Origin of the sequence: Nakamurella multipartita DSM 44233 (genome assembly GCF_000024365.1) — a bacterium.
Classification (GTDB): Bacteria; Actinomycetota; Actinomycetes; order Mycobacteriales; family Nakamurellaceae; genus Nakamurella; species Nakamurella multipartita.
Window position 1 is genome coordinate 4,442,829 of the sequence record NC_013235.1, and the last position, 17,366, is coordinate 4,460,194.

Here is a 17,366-nt window from a genome sequence, read left to right on the forward strand (position 1 = left end):
TCAGGAGCGACCCAGCCGGCTCCACAGGCCGCGTTTGCGCCCCTGCTCCTCCGCGCCGCCGCGGGTGGAGGGCGCGCCCTTCTCCAGGTCCTGCTCGGTCGGCTCGGGCACCTCGACCTTGTCGTCCAGGACCACCCCGACCAGCCGCCCGTTGTCCACGACCGGGGTGCCCGCATCCGCCGCGGCGACCTGCGCCCGGCTCACCGGCGGGCGCGGCGTCGAGGAGGACAGGTCCAGCGCCTCGTGCAGCGGGGTGGCCGAGAGCTGGTTGGTCATCGCGGCCTGCAGCTCGGCCATGGCCAGCACGTGGTACTCGGGCCCGGCCGGCGCCTGCACGACCACGACGACCGGCAGCTTGCCCGTCTTGGCGGTGAGCAGGGCCAGTCGGGTCGGCCCAACCGTATCCGTCGCCGGCACCGCGATCACCGATTCGACCCGCATGGCCCGAACCTACAAGAGCGGCGCGGGGCCGGCACGACGGCGCCGGCGCCGGGTCAGGAGGTGACCGGGCCGCGCCGGGCGGCGACGAATGAGCGCACGCCGACGGCGAGGTAGGCCACCAGGATCAGGAACATGATGGTGCTGACCACGACGGCGGTGGGCCGCTGCGCGGTGCCGGCGAAGACCTGACCGATCTTGACCACGTTCATCAACGATCCGAGCGCGCCCAATAGCGCGACGGCGAGCGCGGCGTGGATGGCGTGCCGGCGCAGCTTGTCCTGCCGGGCCAGTACCCCGCAGATCGCCAGAAGCACCCCGACCAGGGCGGGGATCAGGGCGGTGAGGCTGGCCGCGCCGGAGAGCGCGTAACCGGCGATGCCCAGCACGGTGAGCACGGCACCAGCGGCCAGGGTGATGGTCGTCATCGGCGTCGAGGTGTTCATGGCTGCGAACCTACCCAGCCGGCCGGGACGCGCCGGCCTGCCAGACGAAGATCGTGACGACCTTCACCGGCGGGCCGGTCCGGTCAGCCCTCGACCTCGACGGTGACGTCGGTGCCCGCGTCCACCTCGGTCTTCTCCGAGGGCCGCTGGTTGACGATGGTGCCGGCCGGAGCCTTGTTGGTGTCCACCACGGTGACCGTGCCCAGCTGCAGTTCCTTGTCCTGCAGCGCGGCACTGGCCCGGGCCACGGTCATGCCGATGACGTTGGGCACGGCGACCTTGGCCGGCGGCGGCGGGGTGGTGATGACCACCAGGGTCAGCCAGAGGGCGGCCACGAGCGCGACGGCGAGCCCGCCCAGGCCGACGTAGGTCCACCGTTTGCGGTGCGCGGCCGCCCGTTCCGGGTCGAGCGGCTCGACCTCGTCGAGCACCGGCAGGGTCAGGCCGGGGGCCAGCAGCGGGGCGTTGAGCCGGGACGCCGGGGCGCCCGCCCCGGCCGCGACCCCGGCGGTCACCCGGGGACGGACCGCGGTGGCCGTGGCCGGCCCGCGCCGGGACACCGGCTCGGGCGCGGCGAAGCTCTCCCGAGCGGCGACGGTCCGTCCGGCCAGCGCCCGTTCGATGTCGGTCCGCATCTGATCCGCGGTCTGGTAGCGGTTGTCGGGGTTCTTGCTCAACGCCTTGAGCACGATCGCATCGACGTCGCGCGGGATGCCCGAGATCACCTCGCCCGGGGCCCGGGGCGCCTGGCGCAGGTGCGCGTCGGCCACGGCCTGCGGGGTCGTCCCGACGAACGGCGCCCGGCCGGTGAGCATCTCGAACATCACGCAGCCCAGCGTGTACAGGTCGCTGCGCTTGTCGGGCAGCCCACCCCGGATCTGCTCGGGCGAGTTGTACTGCCGGGCCACCACTTCCGGCGTCCCGGTGCGCTCGCCGATGTTGATCACCTTGACCTGATCGGCGCCGTCGCTGCCCCGGCTCGGGTCGATCAGCACGTTCACCGGGGTGAGGTGACAGGGCACCATGTTGCGCCGGTGGGCGTGGTCCAGGGCGGCACACAGCTCGGCCGCGATCTGCAGGGCCCGGCGCCACGGCAGCGTGCCCTGCCGGGCCAATACGGTGCGCAGGGTGTCCCCCGGCACGTACTCCATGACCACGAACGGGACGCTGCCCGCGTCGCTCGGGGTGTCACCGGTGTCGTAGACCGCGACGAACGCGGGATGGTTCAGGGCCGCGGCGTGGTTGGCCACCTGCCGGAAGCTGTCCTGGATCGAGTCCTGCGTGGTCAGGTCCGCGCGCAGGACCTTGATCGCCACGTCCCGGTCCATCAGCAGGTCACGGCCGCGGCGGACCACCGAGATCTCGTCCTGGCCGATGACATCGGTCGCCTGATATCGGTTCGCGTAGCGATAGCCGACCATCGGTCACACTCCCACATCTGCCCCGGGCATACGAGATGGTCGACATCTACCAGCCGGGACCGGCCGAGCCCGGCAGGACGTGCCCGAGTGTCGGTAAACGTTACGAATCCGACCCGGACCCGTACGGTCGGCGATGGACCTACGCGGCAAACAACGCCGGGCCGGCGAACGAGCGCGATCGAGGTGTGGACGTGACGACGGATCGATCCTTCGAACAGGTCATCTGGTGGCAGGTATATCCGCTGGGTTTTGGCGGCGCCCCGATTCGGCAGGCCCACACCCCCGGTCACCGGCTGCGCCGGCTGCTCGGCTGGTTGGACGAGGTGGTGGAGCTGGGCTGCACCGGGCTGCTGCTCGGGCCGATCTGCGCGTCGGCGACGCACGGGTACGACAGCGTCGATCTGCGGCGGATCGACCCGCGCCTGGGCACCGAGCACGACTTCGACGACCTGGTCGCCGGCTGCCGATCCCGGGGCCTGCGCCTGCTGCTGGACGGGGTGTTCAGCCACGTCGGCCGCGATCATCCGCTGGTCGCGCAGGCGCTCGCCGAAGGCCCCGACAGTGCCGCGGCCGCCCTGTTCGACATCGACTGGTCCGACCCGGCCGACCCGCACCCACGGGTGTTCGAGGGCCACGACACCCTGGTCCGGCTGAACCACTCCGGTGACGCCGCCGCCGACTGGGTCACCGACGTGCTGATCCACTGGTTGGACCGCGGCGCCGACGGCTGGCGGCTGGATGCGGCCTATTCGGTGCCGCCCCCGTTCTGGGCCCGCGTGCTGGCCGCCACTCGCGAGAAGCACCCCGACGCCTGGTTTCTCGGCGAGGTCATCCACGGCGACTACCCGGATTTCGTGACCCGCTCCACCGTCGACTCGGTGACCCAGTACGAGCTGTGGAAGGCGATCTGGTCCTCGCTCAAGGACGGCAACTTCTTCGAGCTGGACTGGACGCTGCAGCGGCACAACGACTTCCTGGATCACTTCCGGCCCAACACCTTCATCGGCAACCACGACGTCACCCGGATCGCCTCTCAGGTCGGCCCGACGCTGGTGCCGGTCGCGCTGACGATCCTGCTCACCGTCGGCGGCATCCCGTCGATCTACTACGGCGACGAGCGCGGTTTCACCGGGGTCAAGCAGGACCGGCTGGGTGGCGACGACGCGGTCCGGCCCGAGTACCCCGACTCGCCCGCCGATCTGCCCCGCAACGATCTGTGGCGGATGCACGCCGGGCTCATCGACGTGCGCCGGAGCCGGCCCTGGTTGGCCGGCGCGTCCACCGAATCGCTGGAGCTGACCAACACCCGCTACCGGTACCGCGCATCCGGCGACGGCGAGCACCTGGACGTCGAGCTGGACCTGGACCGGCCGTCGGTGCTGATCCGGGACGCCGGCGGCGGGACGATCTGGGAGCACGCCGGCTGATCCCTGGCTGTCCTAGGCGGGCCCGGCGCCGTCCGGCTCCCAGCGGATCACCAGCACCACGTCGGCCGGGCGCTCGTCCAGGGCCCGGTAACTGTGCGGGCCGTCGCTGACCCAACTCGTCGACATCCCGGTGTCCAGGGTGACCTCGGCGCCCTGCCGGCCGGCCGCCACCCGGCCGCGCACCACCAGCAGGTGCTCGACGACCGCCGGTCCGTGCGCCTGCGATACGTGCGTCGACCCCGGCTCGAGCCGGATCGCGTAGACCTCCACCGTCACGTCGTCATCGGTTCCCGACGGGCCGGTCGCCGACGTGTCCAGCAGCCGGGCGGCGATCCCGGGGCTGGACACCTGCGCTCCCACCTGCTCGGCCAGCAACCAGGACAGCGGCCGCCCGAGGGCGTTGGCCAGCCCGTACAGGGTGCTCAACGTGGGGTTGCGGGTGCCGTTCTCGATCTCCGAGAGCGACCCCTTGCCAATACCGGCCGCCTGGGCCAGGCCGCCGACCGACAGTCCCTGCTCGGTCCGGGCCGCGCGCAGTCGCTCGCCGATCAGGTGCGGCAGATCCGGGGAGTCCACTCCCGGGACCCTACCGGCGGTGTTCCATGAACAGAACGCTCCTGCTACGGTTCTGTTTATGGAACGTTCGTGGACGCAGCCCGTCGGCGTCGGCGTGGTAACGGCGCTGGTCGGGTTCACCAGCTCGTTCGCGGTGGTGCTGGCCGGCCTGCAGGCGGTGGGGGCCGACACCGCCCAGGCCGCCTCCGGGCTGGCCGTGCTCTGCGTGCTGCAGGGCGCCGGCACGATCTGGCTGAGCCAGCGGCACCGCACCCCGCTGACCCTGGCCTGGTCGACGCCCGGCGCGGCGCTGCTGGTCGCCGCGGCCGGCCTGCAGATCGGGTGGTCGGCGGCCGTCGGGGCGTTCGTCGTGACCGGGGCATTGCTGGCCATCACCGGGCTGTGGCCGTGGTTGGGCCGGACGGTCGCCCGGATCCCGGCCCCGCTGGCCCAGGCGATGCTGGCCGGCGTGCTGCTGACCCTGTGCCTGCAGCCGATCACCGCGCTGACGGTCAGCCCGTTGCTGGTCGCCCCCGTGATCGTCGTCTGGCTGGGGTTGCAGCGGCTGGCCCCGCGCTGGTCGACCCCGGCCGCGTTCCTGCTCGCGCTGGCCCTGATCGTGGGTGATGCCGTGCTGTCCGGTCAGGGCGTCACACTGCTGGCGCCGGTCGTGAGCCTCACCGTCCCCACCGTCACCTGGACCGCGGTCGTCGGCATCGCGATACCGCTGTACGTGGTGACCATGGCCTCGCAGAACGTGCCCGGGGTGGCCGTGATGAGCGCCGCCGGGTACGCGGTGCCCTGGCGGGAGTCCTTGCTGCTGACCGGCCTGGGCACGATGGCCGGTGCCGGCGCCGGGGCCCACGCGGTCAACCTGGCCGCGATCAGCGCGGCGCTGCCGGCGTCCGCCGAGGCCCACCCGGACCCCCGCCGCCGGTGGATCGCCTCGACCACCGCCGGCGTGACCTACCTGTTGCTGGCCCCGCTGGCGGCCACGTTGACCGCCCTGGTGGCCGGGGCTCCGCCCGGCGTCATCGAGTCGGTGGCCGGGCTGGCCCTGCTCGGCACCCTGGCCGCCTGCCTGGCCGCCGCGACCGCCGATCCGGGCGAGCGGCTGCCGGCGGTGGCGGCGTTCCTGGTCGCGGCCAGCGGGGTGAGCGCGCTGGGCATCGGTGCGGCGTTCTGGGCGCTGCTGGCCGGGTTGGCGGTGCGGACCGTGCTGCGGCCCCGCGATCCTCGAGCCGCCGAGAAGCCTCGATCGGGCCGGCACGCCCGCGTCTAAGGCGGCTCATCCGGCGAGAAGGATGCGCCCGCGGGTGACGGGGGCGCAGGCTTCGCTCGTGGTGGCGACCGGCGCCGTCGAACGCCGGGCCGTCATTGCCTCGCCCCGTCGAAAGGACCACGCCATGTGCCTGTTCGTCATCCTGCTGTTCTTCGGGCCGCGCGCGGGGATCGTGTTGTGGTGGCTGTTCGAACCGCTGCGCTGGGACACCACCTTCTCCAGCTTCTGGCTGCCGTTCCTGGGGTTCCTGCTCGCCCCCTGGACCACCCTGATGTACGTGCTCGTCGCCCCGGGCGGGGTGAACGGCCTGGACTGGTTGTGGTTGGGCCTGGCCATCGTGGTCGATCTGGCCAGCTACAGCTCGGGCGGCGTCTACGGTCGCCAGCGCCGCAGCGTGCAGACCGGCTGACCCGGCCCGGCCGACCTGGTAACGGCCGCACGGCCCCGGCCCCGGCCCCGGCCCCGCCGACCTGGTGTTGATCATGGGAAGAATGCCGTTCTGGCTGCGCCAGAACAGCATTCTTCCCATGATCAACTGCGAGGGGGTGGCGCGGGGAGGTCGCCGCGCAGGCATTGTCGGGGCGCCGGGACATGATGGGGGCATGACGAGTCCTCCCGCTGTGCTCCCGGCCGCCGACGTCCTGGCCCGGGTGATCGCCGCCGCCGCCGGACCGCAGGCGCGCCCGCGCGAGGATCAGGTGCGCGCGGTGGGCGAGCTGGTCGAGCGGCGCCGCCGGGTGCTGGTCGTGCAGGCCACCGGGTGGGGCAAGTCGGCGGTCTACTGGGGCGCGACGGCCGCCCTGCGCGGACGCGGAGCCGGACCCACCCTGGTCGTCTCGCCCCTGCTGGCGCTGATGCGCGATCAGATCGCGGCGGCCGAACGGGCCGGGCTGCGGGCGGCCACCATCAACTCGACCAACGTCGACGAGTGGACGCAGGTGCTCGACGAGCTGCGCGCGGACCGGCTCGACCTGCTGCTGGTCTCCCCCGAGCGGCTGGCCAACCCGCGGTTCGCCGCCCAGCTGCCGGACCTGCTGGCCCGGTGCGGGCTGCTGGTGATCGACGAGGCGCACTGTGTGTCCGACTGGGGGTTCGACTTCCGGCCGGACTACCAGCGGCTGACCCGGATCCTGCTGCGGCTGTCCCCGGACACCCCGGTGCTGGCCACGACGGCGACCGCGAACGAGCGGGTGACGGCCGATGTCGCCGCCCAGCTCGGGCCGGACACGGTGACGCTGCGCGGCTCGCTGGCCCGGGCCTCGTTGGGGCTCTCGGTGGTGCCCGGGTTGAGCACGCTGGAGGGGTACGCCTGGGTCGCCGACGCGCTGGCCACCATGCCCGGCTCGGGCATCGTCTACGTGCTGACCGTTGCCGAGACCGAGCGACTGGCCGGGTTCCTGCGCGAGCGGGGCTTCGACGTGGCCGCCTACTCGGGCCAGACCCAGAACCGGGAGGAGCTGGAGGACCGGCTGCGGGCCAACGACGTCAAGGCGCTGGTCGCGACGTCGGCCCTGGGCATGGGCTACGACAAGCCCGACCTGGCGTTCTGCCTGCACCTGGGCTCGCCGTCGTCCCCGGTCGCCTACTACCAGCAGGTCGGCCGGGCCGGCCGGGCGCTGGACACCGCGGTCGCCGTGCTCGTGCCGGGCCCGTCCGACGAGCGGATCTGGGAGTACTTCGCCACCGCCGGCATCCCCACCGACGAGCAGGTGCGGCGGGTGCTGGGGGTGCTGGACGAGGGCCCACAGAGCCTGCCCGCGATCGAGGCGGCCACCGGGATCCGGCGCGGGCGGCTGGAGACGCTGCTCAAGATCCTGGCCGTGGACGACGTCGTCGCCCGCGACCCGGCCGGCTGGCGGGAGGGCGAGCAGCCCTGGGTCTACGACGAGGCCAAGTGGTCGGCGCTGCGCCGGGTGCGCTCGGCCGAGGCCGACCTGATGCGCCGGTACGCGCACGGGCAGGGCTGCCTGATGCAGTTCCTGCAGCAGGCCCTGGACGATCCCGATCCGCACCCGTGCGGGCGGTGCTCGGTGTGCACCGGGGAGCTGCCCGCGCCCGGCGCCCGCCCGGACCCGGAGACGATCAGCGCCGCCCAGCGGTTCTTCCGCGGGCAGGACGTCGTCGTCGAACCGCGCAAGTTGTGGCCCAGCGGCCTGCCCGGCCGCAAGGGCAAGATCGCCGGCCTGCGGGCCGGCCGGGCGTTGGCCTTCGCCGACGACCCGGCCTGGTCGCAGGTGCTGGCCACGTTGTGGCAGCACGACGCCCCGGCCCCGGCCGAGGTGCTGGACGGGATGGTCGAGGCGCTGCGGCGGTGGTCGCGGTCCTGGGACCGACCGACGGCGGTGGTGCCGATGCCGTCCCGCCGGTACCCGCAGCTGGTCGGCTCGGTCGCCGAGCACCTGGCCCGGATCGGCCGGCTCCCGCTGGTGCCGGCCCTCGAGGTCACCGGTCCCCCGCCGTCGGCCGAGGTGTCCTCGGCGGTTCGGGTCCGGGAGTTGCTGGCCCGTACCGCGCTGCGGCCGGGCGTCGAACTCGACGGGCCCGTGTTGCTCGTCGACGACGTCATCCGGACGCGGTGGACGGTGACGGTGGCCTCGGCCCTGCTGGTCCAGGCCGGCGCCGCCGCCGTGCTGCCGCTGGCCGTGCACCAGCTGCCCTGAGCGCTTGACCTTGACGCGGCGTCACGGTTTTGAATCGAGCGATGCGAATCGGCGAGCTGGCGGCCCTGGTCGGGGTGTCGACCAGAACGGTGCGGCACTACCACCACGTCGGGGTCCTGCCCGAACCGGCCCGAGCCGGCAACGGCTACCGGGAGTACGAGCTGGCGGATGCGGTGCTGCTGGTCCGGGCCCGCCGGTTGACCGAGCTGGGCCTGACCCTCGAGGAGGTCGCCGATGTGCTCGCCGACGACCGCGGACGCGACCTCGGTGAGATCCTGGCCGAAGTCGACGCCGACCTGGCGCGGCAGGAAGCGGACCTGCGCGAGCAGCGCCGCCGGGTCGAGACGCTGCGGTCCCGGCTGACCGACACGCCCCGCGACGTGGCGGACTCGATCGACGAGCCCGGGTTGCTCGCCTATCTCGACGCGGTCCGCCGGGCCGGCGCGCGCGGACCCGCGTTGGACCGGGACCGGCAGCTGCTGTCGTTGATCGGCGGCCCGGACGGCACCGCCAGCACCGCCAGCACCGACGGGGCGGACCTGGGTGCCTTGCTCGCCGCGATCGGCGACGACCCGAGCGCGGCGGCCCGAGCCGCCGCGATCTACGCCCGGTTCGACGCGCTGGCCGCCGGCGCCGCCCCCGCGCGGGAGGTCGTGGAGGACCTGGCGGCCGACATCCTGGCCGGCGTGCCGCCCGAGCTGATCGACCGGGCCGCCGGCGCGGGGCCGCTCGCCCCGGCCCACCTGGCCCTCATGAATCAGGGATTGAGCCCGGCACAGCAAGCGGTCGTCACGGCGGTCATCCGCCGGCTGAGCCGACCGGCCGGCTGATGGTCCGAACCGACCCGACTCGGCCGGCCCCGCCGACCCAGCTCCACCGGGCCATCGAGGGGGAACGGCAGGTGTGGCTCGGGTTGCTCCGAGGGCTGACCCGGCGACCCGACATTCCCAACGGGGCAGAGGGTTTCACCCATCATCGGGCGTTGGCCCCGGTCCGCTGGACCGGCGCGGCGCTGCTGGTGCTGGAGGTCGGCGTCGTCCACCTGCTGGTGCCGGCCGGCCCGGTCCGGACCGTGCTGCTGATCACCGGCCTGTACGGCCTGGCCTGGCTGGCCGGATACCTGCTGGGGGCGGGGCCGGTGCGCCCGCACCTGGTGACCGGCGACCGTGTGGTGCTGCGCTGCGGCCTGACCACCGACATCGTCGTACCGCTGGACACGGTCGCCCAGGTCCGCGCCCACCGGTCGGCGCGAACCGGGTTGGCCACCGTCCAGCTCGAGGGCGACGTGCTGAGCCTGGTCGACAACGGCGGCACCAGCATGGAGCTGGTGCTGACGCGGCCGCTGACCGTGCCCGGGCCCCGGGGCCGGGCGGTCCGGGTGACCGCGGTGCGGGCCTGGGTCGACGAGCCCGGAGCGATGGTCGCCGCCATCACCAGCCGCGGCGCCCCATCCGGGCGAGCAACCGAACCTGACGCGACGCCCCGTCCGGCGGGGTGAGTGCGGCCTGGCACACCCCGTCGGAGTACATCGCCGGGCCCCAGGCCTCGATCGCGCTCTCCAACCGGTCCAGCTCGTCGTCGGTGAGCCGGGTGTCGCCGTCCACTGCGACCGCCACATCCCAGCGGTGCACCACCATGTCCGGGACGTAGAAGTCGACCAAAGTCCGGCCGACCGTGGTCGGGCCGAAGTAGCCGTCGTAGGCCAGCTCCCCCGCCTGAGTCCGGTCCAGCAGATCCTGCACGGCCGGGCCGTGCCCCCGCCAGGCCGCGGCCGGATCGGCGTCGAGGTCGGGAGCCGGCCCGAGGTCCAGACCCCGGCCGGTGAAGAAGTCGCGTTGGGTCTCGATCAGGTGCCGGACGACGTCGCGGGCGGTCCAGCCCTCGCACGGGCTGGGCCGGGCCCAGCGGTCGGCCGGCACCGCGTCCAGGACGGCGGCGAGCGGGGTGGCGCCGGCCGCGTACCGTGCGGCGGTGGGGTTCTCGGTGGACTGGCTCATGAACGGGCACGCTACGACGCCCGGACGGAGCGGCGCTTGATGAAACCCGACAGGATCGAGCGGGCCCATCTGCGCGACCCCCGCGATCTCTCGCACACCATCCACCGCTATCCCGCTCCCGAGGACCTGCGCGAGCTGCTGCAACGGTTCTGGATCCCGGTGTGGTCGGTGGATCCGGGCCGGCAGGCGCCGCAACGGGTGCTGCAGTACCCGTGCGCGCTGATCGTGATCGCGCCCGACTACGCCCGGTTCTACGGGGTGGCCTCGGGGCTCTCCACGACCACCCTGGTCGGTGACGGATGGGCGGTCGGGGTGATGTGCCAGCCGGCCGGCGGGACCCTGATCGCCGGCCGGTCGATGGCCCAGTTCCGGGACCGGCACGTCGAACTGACCGAGGTCCTCGGCGACGCCGGATCGGTGCTGGCCGGCCGGGTGCGGGCGGCGATGGACCGGCCCCGACGCACCGAATCCCACGCCGCGGCGATGGCGTTGGTGGCCGGCGCGGTGCGCCGGTTCCTGCCCGTCGACGACGAGGGCATCCTGGCCAACCGGATCGTTGCGTTCGTCGAGCAGGACCCGACGGTGACCCGGGTCGGGCCGGTGTGCGAGCGGTTCGAGCTGACCGAGCGGGCCCTGCAACGCCTGGTGCGGCGCCGGATCGGGTTGTCGCCCAAGTGGTTGATCCAACGGCGGCGGCTGCAGGAGGCGTCGGTGCGGTTGCGCAGCGATCCCGCCTCCCTGGCCGACGTCGCGGCCGACCTCGGCTATGCCGACCAGCCGCACTTCACCCGCGATTTCCGCTCGGTGACCGGGATGACGCCCGGCGAGTTCGCGGCCCGCTACCGGGCGGTCCGACCCGACGGTGTATCCGGCACGGGCTGATCGCGGCCGGCGTCCGGGTCGGTCAGGACCTGGGTACCGATGACGGACAGCAGCTGCAGCTTCTCGTGGGTCTCGCTGCCCGGGACGGCGGTGTAGACGAGCAGCATCTGCGACTGCTGCGGATCGAGCAGCGTCTGGCAGGTCAGCTCCATCGCGCCGAGTTCGGGGTGCACGAAGTGCTTGACCTCCCGGGGCCGGATGCCGACCTCGTGCCGGGCCCAGACCGCCCGAAACTCCGCGCTGCCGGCGAGCAGCAGCTCGGCCAGCTGCGCGGCCCGAGAGCCGTTGCCACGCAATGCGATCGCCTCGCGCAGGCCAGAGGCGAACATCCGGGAGAGGAACTCGTGGTCCTCGGGGGCGTACCGCCGGCGCATCGCCGGGTCGGTGAACCACCGGTAGCCGATGCTGCGGGCCGGGCCGCGGTAGACGGTCAGATCGCCGGTGAGGGCCACCGCCAACGGGGTCTGCCGCAGCGTCTCCCCGAGCTCGGTGACGATCTCGGCCGGCGTGTCCTGCAGCCGGTCGAAGATGCGCAGCATGCCGGGCCCGATGTAGTCGCTGGCCGCCCCGCGGGTCGGCGGATGGTGCCCGGCCAGCCGGAACAGGTGGTCCCGCTCGTCGAGCGAGAGGTGCAGGCCTTGGGCGATGGCCGCCGTCATCTGCTCCGACGGCTGGGGGCCACGCTCCTGTTCCATCCGTGCGTAGTAGTCGGTCGACATGTGGCAGAGCGCGGCGACCTCCTCGCGGCGCAGCCCCTGCGTCCGCCGGCGGCGCCCGCGGGGCAGGCCGACGTCCTCCGGCTGCAGCGATTCCCGGTGGCGCCGCAGAAAGCCGGCCAGTGCGGCCCGGTCGATCGTCATCCGGCCAAGGCTATCCGGGACCACCCTGGGCGATCGGGCGTGATCCAGGGACTGAGCAACCCTGGATAGCGCGGCCGGTCACCCGCACGGTGGAGCCAGTCCCCCCACGACGATTGCGGAGCCCCCATGACGAAGACCATCGACATCACCGTCCCCGACCTGAGCGGGCGGCGCGCGGTCGTCACCGGGGCCAGTGACGGCCTCGGCGTCGGCCTGGCCGGCCGGTTGGCCGCGGCCGGCGCCGAGGTGATCATGCCCGTGCGCAACCAGCGCAAGGGCGAGGCGGCGATCGACCGGATCCGGCGGTCGGCACCGGATGCCACCGTGTCGCTGCGCGAGCTGGACCTGTCGAGCTTGGATTCGGTGGCTGAACTCGGCCGGACGCTGACCCAGGAGGATCGGCCGATCCACCTGCTGATCAACAACGCGGGGGTGATGACCCCGCCGGAACGGCAGAACACGGCCGACGGCTTCGAGCTGCAGTTCGGGTCCAACCACCTGGGCCACGTCGCCCTGGTCGCGCACCTGCTGCCGCTGCTGCGGGCGGGGCAGGCCCGGGTCACCTCACAGGTCAGCGTCGCGGCGGCCCGGGGGTCCATCAACTGGGACGACCTGAACTGGGAACGGTCCTACGACGGGATGAAGGCCTACCGCCAGTCCAAGATCGCGCTCGGACTGTTCGGGCTGGAGCTGGACCGGCGCAGCCGAGCCGCCGGCTGGGGCATCAGCAGCAACCTGGCGCACCCCGGGGTCGCCCCGACGAACCTGCTGGCCGCCCGACCCGAGGTGGGCCGGGCCAAGGACACCCTGGGCGTGCGCGTCATTCGCGCCCTGTCCGCGCGCGGGCTCCTGGTCGGCACGGTCGCCAGCGCCGCGCTCCCGGCGGTGTACGCGGCCACCTCGCCCGACGCCCAGCCGGGGCGGCTGTACGGGCCCGGCGGGCTGGGCCACCTGGGCGGTGCGCCGGCGGAGCAGAAGCTCTACCCCACCCTGCGCGGCGACGAGCAGGCCGATCGCATCTGGCGGGTCTCACAGGAGCTGACCGCGGTGCCGTTCCCGCAGGACTGAACGGCCGCACGGGGTAGCCGGGCTCGTTCGCGTCCGGATCGGCTGACCATCGCGTGGGCACAGGGCCCCGAAGGGACGGATACGCGCCGCGTTCGGCGCGCCGAAGACCCGTCAGGGCATCGGACGGGTGCCGGAGGCAAGGATCGACTCCCCGATGGTCCGCGCCACGAAGGCCTTGTACTGGTCGGGGGACTTCCCGTCGTGGTGGACGAACCGCACGAAGGTCTCGATACAGGTGACTACGCAGAATGCCTCGACGAGGTCATCGAACGGGACGTCGCGACGGAGCCAGCCCTGATCGTTGACATAGTCCAGGACGTGCTGAACCTGTCCGCGGATCAGCGCCAGCATCCGCGCGTGGTAACCGCTGAGTTCGGCATCACCTTGAGCCGCCGCCACGAAGGTCATCCACAGGCCGGCCGACGGGGTGTTGATGGCCAGCATCGCCTCGCCGACCATCACCGCAAGCTCGCCCGGGTCGCGGATCTGCAGCACCGCTCGCCCGAGATCGGTGGCGAAGAAATCGGTCTCGCCCTCCACCCCGAACGACGCCAGCTCGACGGCCGCCTGCAGCAGATCGGCCTTGGGGCCGTGTTCCTGCACCGTTTTGACCGACACCCCGGCTTCCTTGGCCAATTGGGTGAAGGTGGTAGCCCGGTACCCGTCGCGGCCGAACAGCCGCACGGCCGCCTGGACCACCCGTAGCCGCGTCCGGGCCGCCTGCTCTTGGCGGAGCTCGGATCGGTAGGGCCGTCCACGGCCGGGACTGTCGGTCATATTGACTACCTTCTCATAGCGGTGAATACTAGGACGTAGCGCCCAAATCGTCAGTCGATGCTGGTGACCGAGGTGAGCTCATGGCTTCCATCCTGTTTGCATCCGTTCCCGTGCACGGCCACGTCACACCGCTGCTGTCCGCCGCCGGGCATTTCGTGGCTCGCGGAGACCGGGTTCGTTTCCTGACCGGGTCCCGGTTTGCCGGGGTCGTGCAAGCGACCGGCGCGCAGCACCTCCCACTGCCGCCGGAGGCCGACTTCGACGACCGGCAGGACCTCGCCGAAACATTCCCCGAGCGCGCACGACTCACCGGGGCCAAGTCCATCGCCTTCGACATCGAGCACGTCTTCGTGCGTCCCGGTCGCGCCCAGCACGACGCGATCATGAGCCTGCACCGGGAGGAACCCGCGGACGTGGTCCTGGTCGACACCGCGTTCGTAGGTGGTGCATTCCTGCTGGGTCACCCGTTGCGCGACCGTCCACCGATCGTGGTCGGCGGCGTGGTTCCGTTGACCATCAGCAGTCGCGAAACCGCGCCCTACGGCATGGGTTTGACGCCGATGCGCGGGCCCCTCGGCCGGTTGCGCAATTCGGTGCTGAGAAAGATCGCGGCGCGTACCGTCTTCCCGCCGGCCGAGCGCGTGGCCGACGAGGTCCACGACACGCTGTTCGGGCGCCCACTGCCGTTTCCGGTCCTGGACTGGCCGCGGCATGCGGAGGCGATCGCGCAGTTCACCGTTCCGGAGTTCGAGTATCCGCGCTCCGACGCGCCGGCCGGCCTGCATTTCGTCGGCCCGATCTCGGCCACCGGCTCGCGGGCGGACCCACCGCCCTGGTGGGACGAGCTGGACGGGTCCCGGCCCGTCATTCACGTCACCCAGGGAACGATCGCAAACCGTGACTACGACCAGATCATCGCCCCCACGCTCACGGCACTGGCCGGCCAAGACCTCCTGGTCGTCGTCGCCACGGGCGGGCGCCCCGTGGACTCCCTCCCGCCGCTGCCGGCGAACGCGCGCGCGGCGACGTTCCTGCCCTACGACTCGCTCCTGCCCAAGACCGATGTCTTCGTGACCAACGGCGGCTACGGCGGCGTCCAGTACGCCCTTCGCTATGGGGTCCCGGTCATCACCACCAGCGGTCACGAGGACAAGCCCGAGGTGGCTGCCCGAATAGCCTGGTCCGGCGCCGGCCGGCGGTTGAAACCACCAGGCCCACCCCCGCCGCGGTCGCCGCCGCCGTCCGTTCGGTGCTCGAGGATCCCGGCTACCGCGCCCGCGCGCAGGCCATTGCGGCGAGCATGAGCCGCGTCGACGGCCCCACTCACCTCGCCCGCATCATCGACGACCTGGTGACCAGCGCCGCGCCCCACCGCCGCGGTGGCGATCCGGGCTGAGCCCGGGCGGCGCCCTGATGCGGAGGCGATGCGTCGACCCGACGGATCATCGCGTTTCGCCGGGGGCATCGGGCGTGCGCAGGAGTGCGTCGGCGGGGACAGGCGCGCCGAAGTACATCCCCTGCGCCTGATCGCACCCGAGTTCGCGCAGGGCCCGGGCCTGGGCGGCGGTTTCGACCCCCTCGGCGGTGACGGTGAGGCCCAGGTCGTGCGCCAGGGTCAGGATCGACCGGACGATCTTGGCGTCCGTCTGGTCCGCGGCGTCGGGCCGCAGCTCGCTGACGAACGACTGGTCGAGTTTGAGCGCCGTGATCGGCAACCGGCGCAGGTAGGTCATGTTCGAGTAGCCGGTGCCGAAATCGTCGATCGCGATCCCCACCCCGAGCGCGGCCAGAGCCTGCAGCTCGGCGAGCGGTTCGTGGTCCGATCCGATGACGGCACGTTCGGTGAGCTCGAGCTGCAGCTGGTCGGGCGTGAGCTGTTCGGCCTCGATCACCCGCAGCACGTCGTCGAGCAGGCCGCCGTCCGACAGCTGGCGCAGGGCCACGTTGACGCTGACACAGGGCCGGATGCCGGTGATCTCGTACCACCGGCGAGCCTGCCGGCACGACTCCTGCAGGACCCACTGGCCGATCGGCACGATGATGCCCGACTCTTCGGCGGCGGCAATGAACCGATCCGGCCGGAGCCGACCCAGCCGCGGGTGCTCCCACCGCAGCAGCGCCTCGAAACCGGTGAACCGGCCGTCGGCCAGGGCGATCAGGGGCTGATAGTGCAGGCGGAACTCGCCCCGGTCCAGCGCGGTGGGCAGCAACTGGGCGAGCGTGTACTGGTCGACCTCGCGCAGGCTGCGCTCGGGATCGAAGATGGCCCATCGAGCCTTGCCCTCGGCCTTGGCCCAGTACAGGGTGATGTCGGCCGCGCGAACCAGCTCGGCGGGATCGGCGCCGGCGGCCGTCCGCTCGACCAGCCCGGCGCTGGCGGTGACGTTGAAGACGCCGCCCGCCACCGAGACCGGTCGGGCCACCGCCGCGAGGGCCGCCTCGGCCACGGCGACCATGTCCTGGGCGTCCGACGTGCCCGCGACCAGGATGACGAACTCGTCGCCGCCGAGGCGGGCGACCAGCTGCCGGTCGCCGTCGACGGTCTGGCCGAGCCGGGCCGCGATCTCCACCAGCACCCGGTCGCCGACACCGTGCCCGACACTGTCGTTGATCGCCTTGAACCCGTCCAGGTCCAGCAGGCACAGGCCGATCCGCTCGGTCGGGTCCGTGGTCGCGGCGAGCTCCCCCAGACGCTGCTGGAACAGGGCCCGGTTGGCCAGCCCGGTCAACGCGTCGTGGTGGGCCTGGTGCTCCAGGCGGATCTGCAGGCGGCGCAGATCGGTGACGTCCTCCATGACGGCGATCTGAAATTCCGGTCGCCCGCGGTTGTCCCGGATCAGCGACACCGCGAGCTGCGTCCACACGGTGTCGCCATCCTGACGAACGAACCGCTTGGCGGTGCGGAAGGTGTCGATCGTGCCGGTGATCAACTGCTGGTAGAGCTGCCACACGTCGGCGGTGTCGGCCGGGTGGATGAACTCGCCGACGTTGCGCCGGCGCATCTCCTCGACGGTGTACCCGAGCATCTTCTGCAGGGCCGGGTTGACGTCCAGGATCCGGCCGTCGACGTCGCCGACGCCGATGCCGACGGCCGCGCCGGAGAACACGGCCCGGAACCGGGCCTGGAGCTCACGGGCGGCCCGCTCGGCCTCGTCCTGGGCGATCATCGCGGCCCGGCGGATGGCGTCCTGCTCGGCGAACGTCCGTTCCTGGAGTCGTTCCGCGTAGCCCGCGGCCAGCGCGCCGGCCAGGCCGGCGACCCGATCCCGCAGGTCCGGATCGTTGACCCCACCCCACGAACGCGAGACCAGGCCGACGGTGCAGGCGATGCTGTCCGGGTGGGTGAAGTGGCGATCGACCAGCGCAGCCCCGACCCGGGCGGCGGGGGCCGGATCGAACGGCTCACTGGCCAGCACGCACCGCAACTCGCCGGTCAGCTCGGTCAGCGTGCTCTCAAGCTCGACCAGGCCGAGTGGCACGTAACTGGTGCCGGCGATGGTTCGCGCCCACTCGGCGGCAAAGGCCCGGATGGCCTCGTCGCTGATGCTCACGC

18 protein-coding genes are annotated in these 17,366 nt (G+C 72.6%); 9 read left to right on the forward strand and 9 right to left on the reverse strand.

Annotation, left to right across the window (positions count from 1 at the left end; translation table 11 throughout):
- The 3 genes from NAMU_RS19935 to NAMU_RS19945 all read right to left on the reverse strand — a co-directional run bounded on the left by NAMU_RS19935 (nt 1) and on the right by NAMU_RS19945 (nt 2,305).
- Complete coding sequence (locus NAMU_RS19935) at nt 1-441, reverse strand: CBS domain-containing protein (protein ID WP_015749145.1); 441 nt, start codon at nt 439-441, stop codon at nt 1-3.
- A gap of 53 nt (nt 442-494) precedes the next feature.
- The gene (locus NAMU_RS19940) at nt 495-884 is read right to left on the reverse strand and encodes a hypothetical protein (RefSeq protein ID WP_015749146.1); all 390 of its coding nucleotides are present in this window, start codon (nt 882-884) and stop codon (nt 495-497) included.
- Nucleotides 885-967: 83 nt separating this feature from the next.
- On the reverse strand, nt 968-2,305 hold the full coding sequence (locus NAMU_RS19945; RefSeq protein WP_015749147.1) for a protein kinase domain-containing protein: 1,338 nt from the start codon (nt 2,303-2,305) through the stop codon (nt 968-970).
- 185 nt (nt 2,306-2,490) lie between these two features.
- Here NAMU_RS19945 and NAMU_RS19950 point away from each other — a divergent pair, with 185 nt between their 5' ends.
- Nucleotides 2,491-3,732, forward strand: a complete 1,242-nt coding sequence (locus tag NAMU_RS19950; RefSeq protein WP_015749148.1) for an alpha-amylase family protein — start codon at nt 2,491-2,493, stop codon at nt 3,730-3,732.
- A 12-nt stretch (nt 3,733-3,744) separates the two neighbouring features.
- Here the strand turns inward: NAMU_RS19950 and NAMU_RS19955 are convergent, their stop codons facing one another.
- Nucleotides 3,745-4,308, reverse strand: a complete 564-nt coding sequence (locus NAMU_RS19955) for a helix-turn-helix domain-containing protein (protein ID WP_015749149.1) — start codon at nt 4,306-4,308, stop codon at nt 3,745-3,747.
- Between the two features lie 58 nt (nt 4,309-4,366).
- Between NAMU_RS19955 and NAMU_RS19960 the strand changes: the two genes are divergently transcribed.
- From NAMU_RS19960 to NAMU_RS27675, 5 genes are all read left to right on the forward strand, one after another.
- Nucleotides 4,367-5,569: a benzoate/H(+) symporter BenE family transporter gene (locus NAMU_RS19960; protein ID WP_015749150.1), complete on the forward strand. Its 1,203-nt coding sequence runs from the start codon at nt 4,367-4,369 to the stop codon at nt 5,567-5,569.
- A 34-nt stretch (nt 5,570-5,603) separates the two neighbouring features.
- Nucleotides 5,604-5,978, forward strand: coding sequence for a hypothetical protein (locus NAMU_RS19965; RefSeq protein ID WP_217180523.1), 375 nt, complete (start codon nt 5,604-5,606; stop codon nt 5,976-5,978).
- 193 nt (nt 5,979-6,171) lie between these two features.
- Nucleotides 6,172-8,229 carry a RecQ family ATP-dependent DNA helicase gene (locus NAMU_RS19970; RefSeq protein ID WP_052308019.1) on the forward strand — a complete coding sequence of 686 codons (2,058 nt, stop codon included), beginning with the start codon at nt 6,172-6,174 and terminating at the stop codon, nt 8,227-8,229.
- 41 nt (nt 8,230-8,270) lie between these two features.
- A complete protein-coding gene (locus NAMU_RS19975) occupies nt 8,271-9,059 on the forward strand; it encodes a MerR family transcriptional regulator (RefSeq protein WP_015749153.1) in 789 nt (262 codons plus the stop codon).
- Entirely contained in the window at nt 9,059-9,727 is a 669-nt protein-coding gene (locus NAMU_RS27675; RefSeq protein WP_015749154.1) for a hypothetical protein, read from the forward strand. Before NAMU_RS19975 ends, NAMU_RS27675 begins: the two co-directional genes overlap by 1 nt.
- Here NAMU_RS27675 and NAMU_RS19985 read toward each other — a convergent pair.
- A complete protein-coding gene (locus NAMU_RS19985) occupies nt 9,660-10,226 on the reverse strand; it encodes a maleylpyruvate isomerase family mycothiol-dependent enzyme (RefSeq protein WP_015749155.1) in 567 nt (188 codons plus the stop codon). The genes NAMU_RS27675 and NAMU_RS19985 overlap by 68 nt on opposite strands.
- Before the next feature lie 39 nt (nt 10,227-10,265).
- Between NAMU_RS19985 and NAMU_RS19990 the strand changes: the two genes are divergently transcribed.
- Nucleotides 10,266-11,108 carry a helix-turn-helix domain-containing protein gene (locus NAMU_RS19990; RefSeq protein ID WP_015749156.1) on the forward strand — a complete coding sequence of 281 codons (843 nt, stop codon included), beginning with the start codon at nt 10,266-10,268 and terminating at the stop codon, nt 11,106-11,108.
- On the opposite strand, the gene NAMU_RS19995 is transcribed toward NAMU_RS19990, so the two are convergent.
- Nucleotides 11,066-11,968 (reverse strand): helix-turn-helix transcriptional regulator, encoded by a 903-nt coding sequence (locus NAMU_RS19995; RefSeq protein ID WP_015749157.1) that lies wholly within the window; start codon nt 11,966-11,968, stop codon nt 11,066-11,068. The two genes, NAMU_RS19990 and NAMU_RS19995, sit on opposite strands and share 43 nt — an antisense overlap.
- Before the next feature lie 126 nt (nt 11,969-12,094).
- On the opposite strand from NAMU_RS19995, the gene NAMU_RS20000 reads away from it, so the two are divergent.
- On the forward strand, nt 12,095-13,036 hold the full coding sequence (locus NAMU_RS20000; RefSeq protein WP_015749158.1) for an SDR family oxidoreductase: 942 nt from the start codon (nt 12,095-12,097) through the stop codon (nt 13,034-13,036).
- Between the two features lie 111 nt (nt 13,037-13,147).
- Here NAMU_RS20000 and NAMU_RS20005 read toward each other — a convergent pair whose 3' ends face one another.
- Nucleotides 13,148-13,813, reverse strand: a complete 666-nt coding sequence (locus tag NAMU_RS20005; RefSeq protein ID WP_015749159.1) for a TetR/AcrR family transcriptional regulator — start codon at nt 13,811-13,813, stop codon at nt 13,148-13,150.
- A gap of 50 nt (nt 13,814-13,863) precedes the next feature.
- Complete coding sequence (locus NAMU_RS30630) at nt 13,864-14,187, reverse strand: hypothetical protein (RefSeq protein ID WP_217180525.1); 324 nt, start codon at nt 14,185-14,187, stop codon at nt 13,864-13,866.
- A gap of 39 nt (nt 14,188-14,226) precedes the next feature.
- On the opposite strand from NAMU_RS30630, the gene NAMU_RS20010 reads away from it, so the two are divergent.
- Nucleotides 14,227-15,117 (forward strand): glycosyltransferase, encoded by an 891-nt coding sequence (locus NAMU_RS20010; RefSeq protein WP_217180527.1) that lies wholly within the window; start codon nt 14,227-14,229, stop codon nt 15,115-15,117.
- 138 nt (nt 15,118-15,255) lie between these two features.
- Here NAMU_RS20010 and NAMU_RS20015 read toward each other — a convergent pair whose 3' ends face one another.
- Nucleotides 15,256-17,364 carry a putative bifunctional diguanylate cyclase/phosphodiesterase gene (locus tag NAMU_RS20015; protein WP_015749161.1) on the reverse strand — a complete coding sequence of 703 codons (2,109 nt, stop codon included), beginning with the start codon at nt 17,362-17,364 and terminating at the stop codon, nt 15,256-15,258.
- Between the last annotated feature and the right edge of the window lie 2 nt (nt 17,365-17,366).

Excerpts from the sequence above, each read along its gene's own strand:
- NAMU_RS19935 (WP_015749145.1), bottom strand. The coding sequence starts at position 441 with ATGCGGGTCGAATCGGTGATCGCGGTGCCGGCGACGGATACGGTTGGG.
- NAMU_RS19940 (WP_015749146.1), bottom strand. The coding sequence starts at position 884 with ATGAACACCTCGACGCCGATGACGACCATCACCCTGGCCGCTGGTGCC.
- NAMU_RS19945 (WP_015749147.1), bottom strand. The coding sequence starts at position 2,305 with ATGGTCGGCTATCGCTACGCGAACCGATATCAGGCGACCGATGTCATC.
- NAMU_RS19960 (WP_015749150.1), top strand. The coding sequence starts at position 4,367 with ATGGAACGTTCGTGGACGCAGCCCGTCGGCGTCGGCGTGGTAACGGCG.
- NAMU_RS19970 (WP_052308019.1), top strand. The coding sequence starts at position 6,172 with ATGACGAGTCCTCCCGCTGTGCTCCCGGCCGCCGACGTCCTGGCCCGG.
- NAMU_RS19975 (WP_015749153.1), top strand. The coding sequence starts at position 8,271 with ATGCGAATCGGCGAGCTGGCGGCCCTGGTCGGGGTGTCGACCAGAACG.
- NAMU_RS27675 (WP_015749154.1), top strand. The coding sequence starts at position 9,059 with ATGGTCCGAACCGACCCGACTCGGCCGGCCCCGCCGACCCAGCTCCAC.
- NAMU_RS19985 (WP_015749155.1), bottom strand. The coding sequence starts at position 10,226 with ATGAGCCAGTCCACCGAGAACCCCACCGCCGCACGGTACGCGGCCGGC.
- NAMU_RS19990 (WP_015749156.1), top strand. The coding sequence starts at position 10,266 with ATGAAACCCGACAGGATCGAGCGGGCCCATCTGCGCGACCCCCGCGAT.
- NAMU_RS19995 (WP_015749157.1), bottom strand. The coding sequence starts at position 11,968 with ATGACGATCGACCGGGCCGCACTGGCCGGCTTTCTGCGGCGCCACCGG.
- NAMU_RS20000 (WP_015749158.1), top strand. The coding sequence starts at position 12,095 with ATGACGAAGACCATCGACATCACCGTCCCCGACCTGAGCGGGCGGCGC.
- NAMU_RS20005 (WP_015749159.1), bottom strand. The coding sequence starts at position 13,813 with ATGACCGACAGTCCCGGCCGTGGACGGCCCTACCGATCCGAGCTCCGC.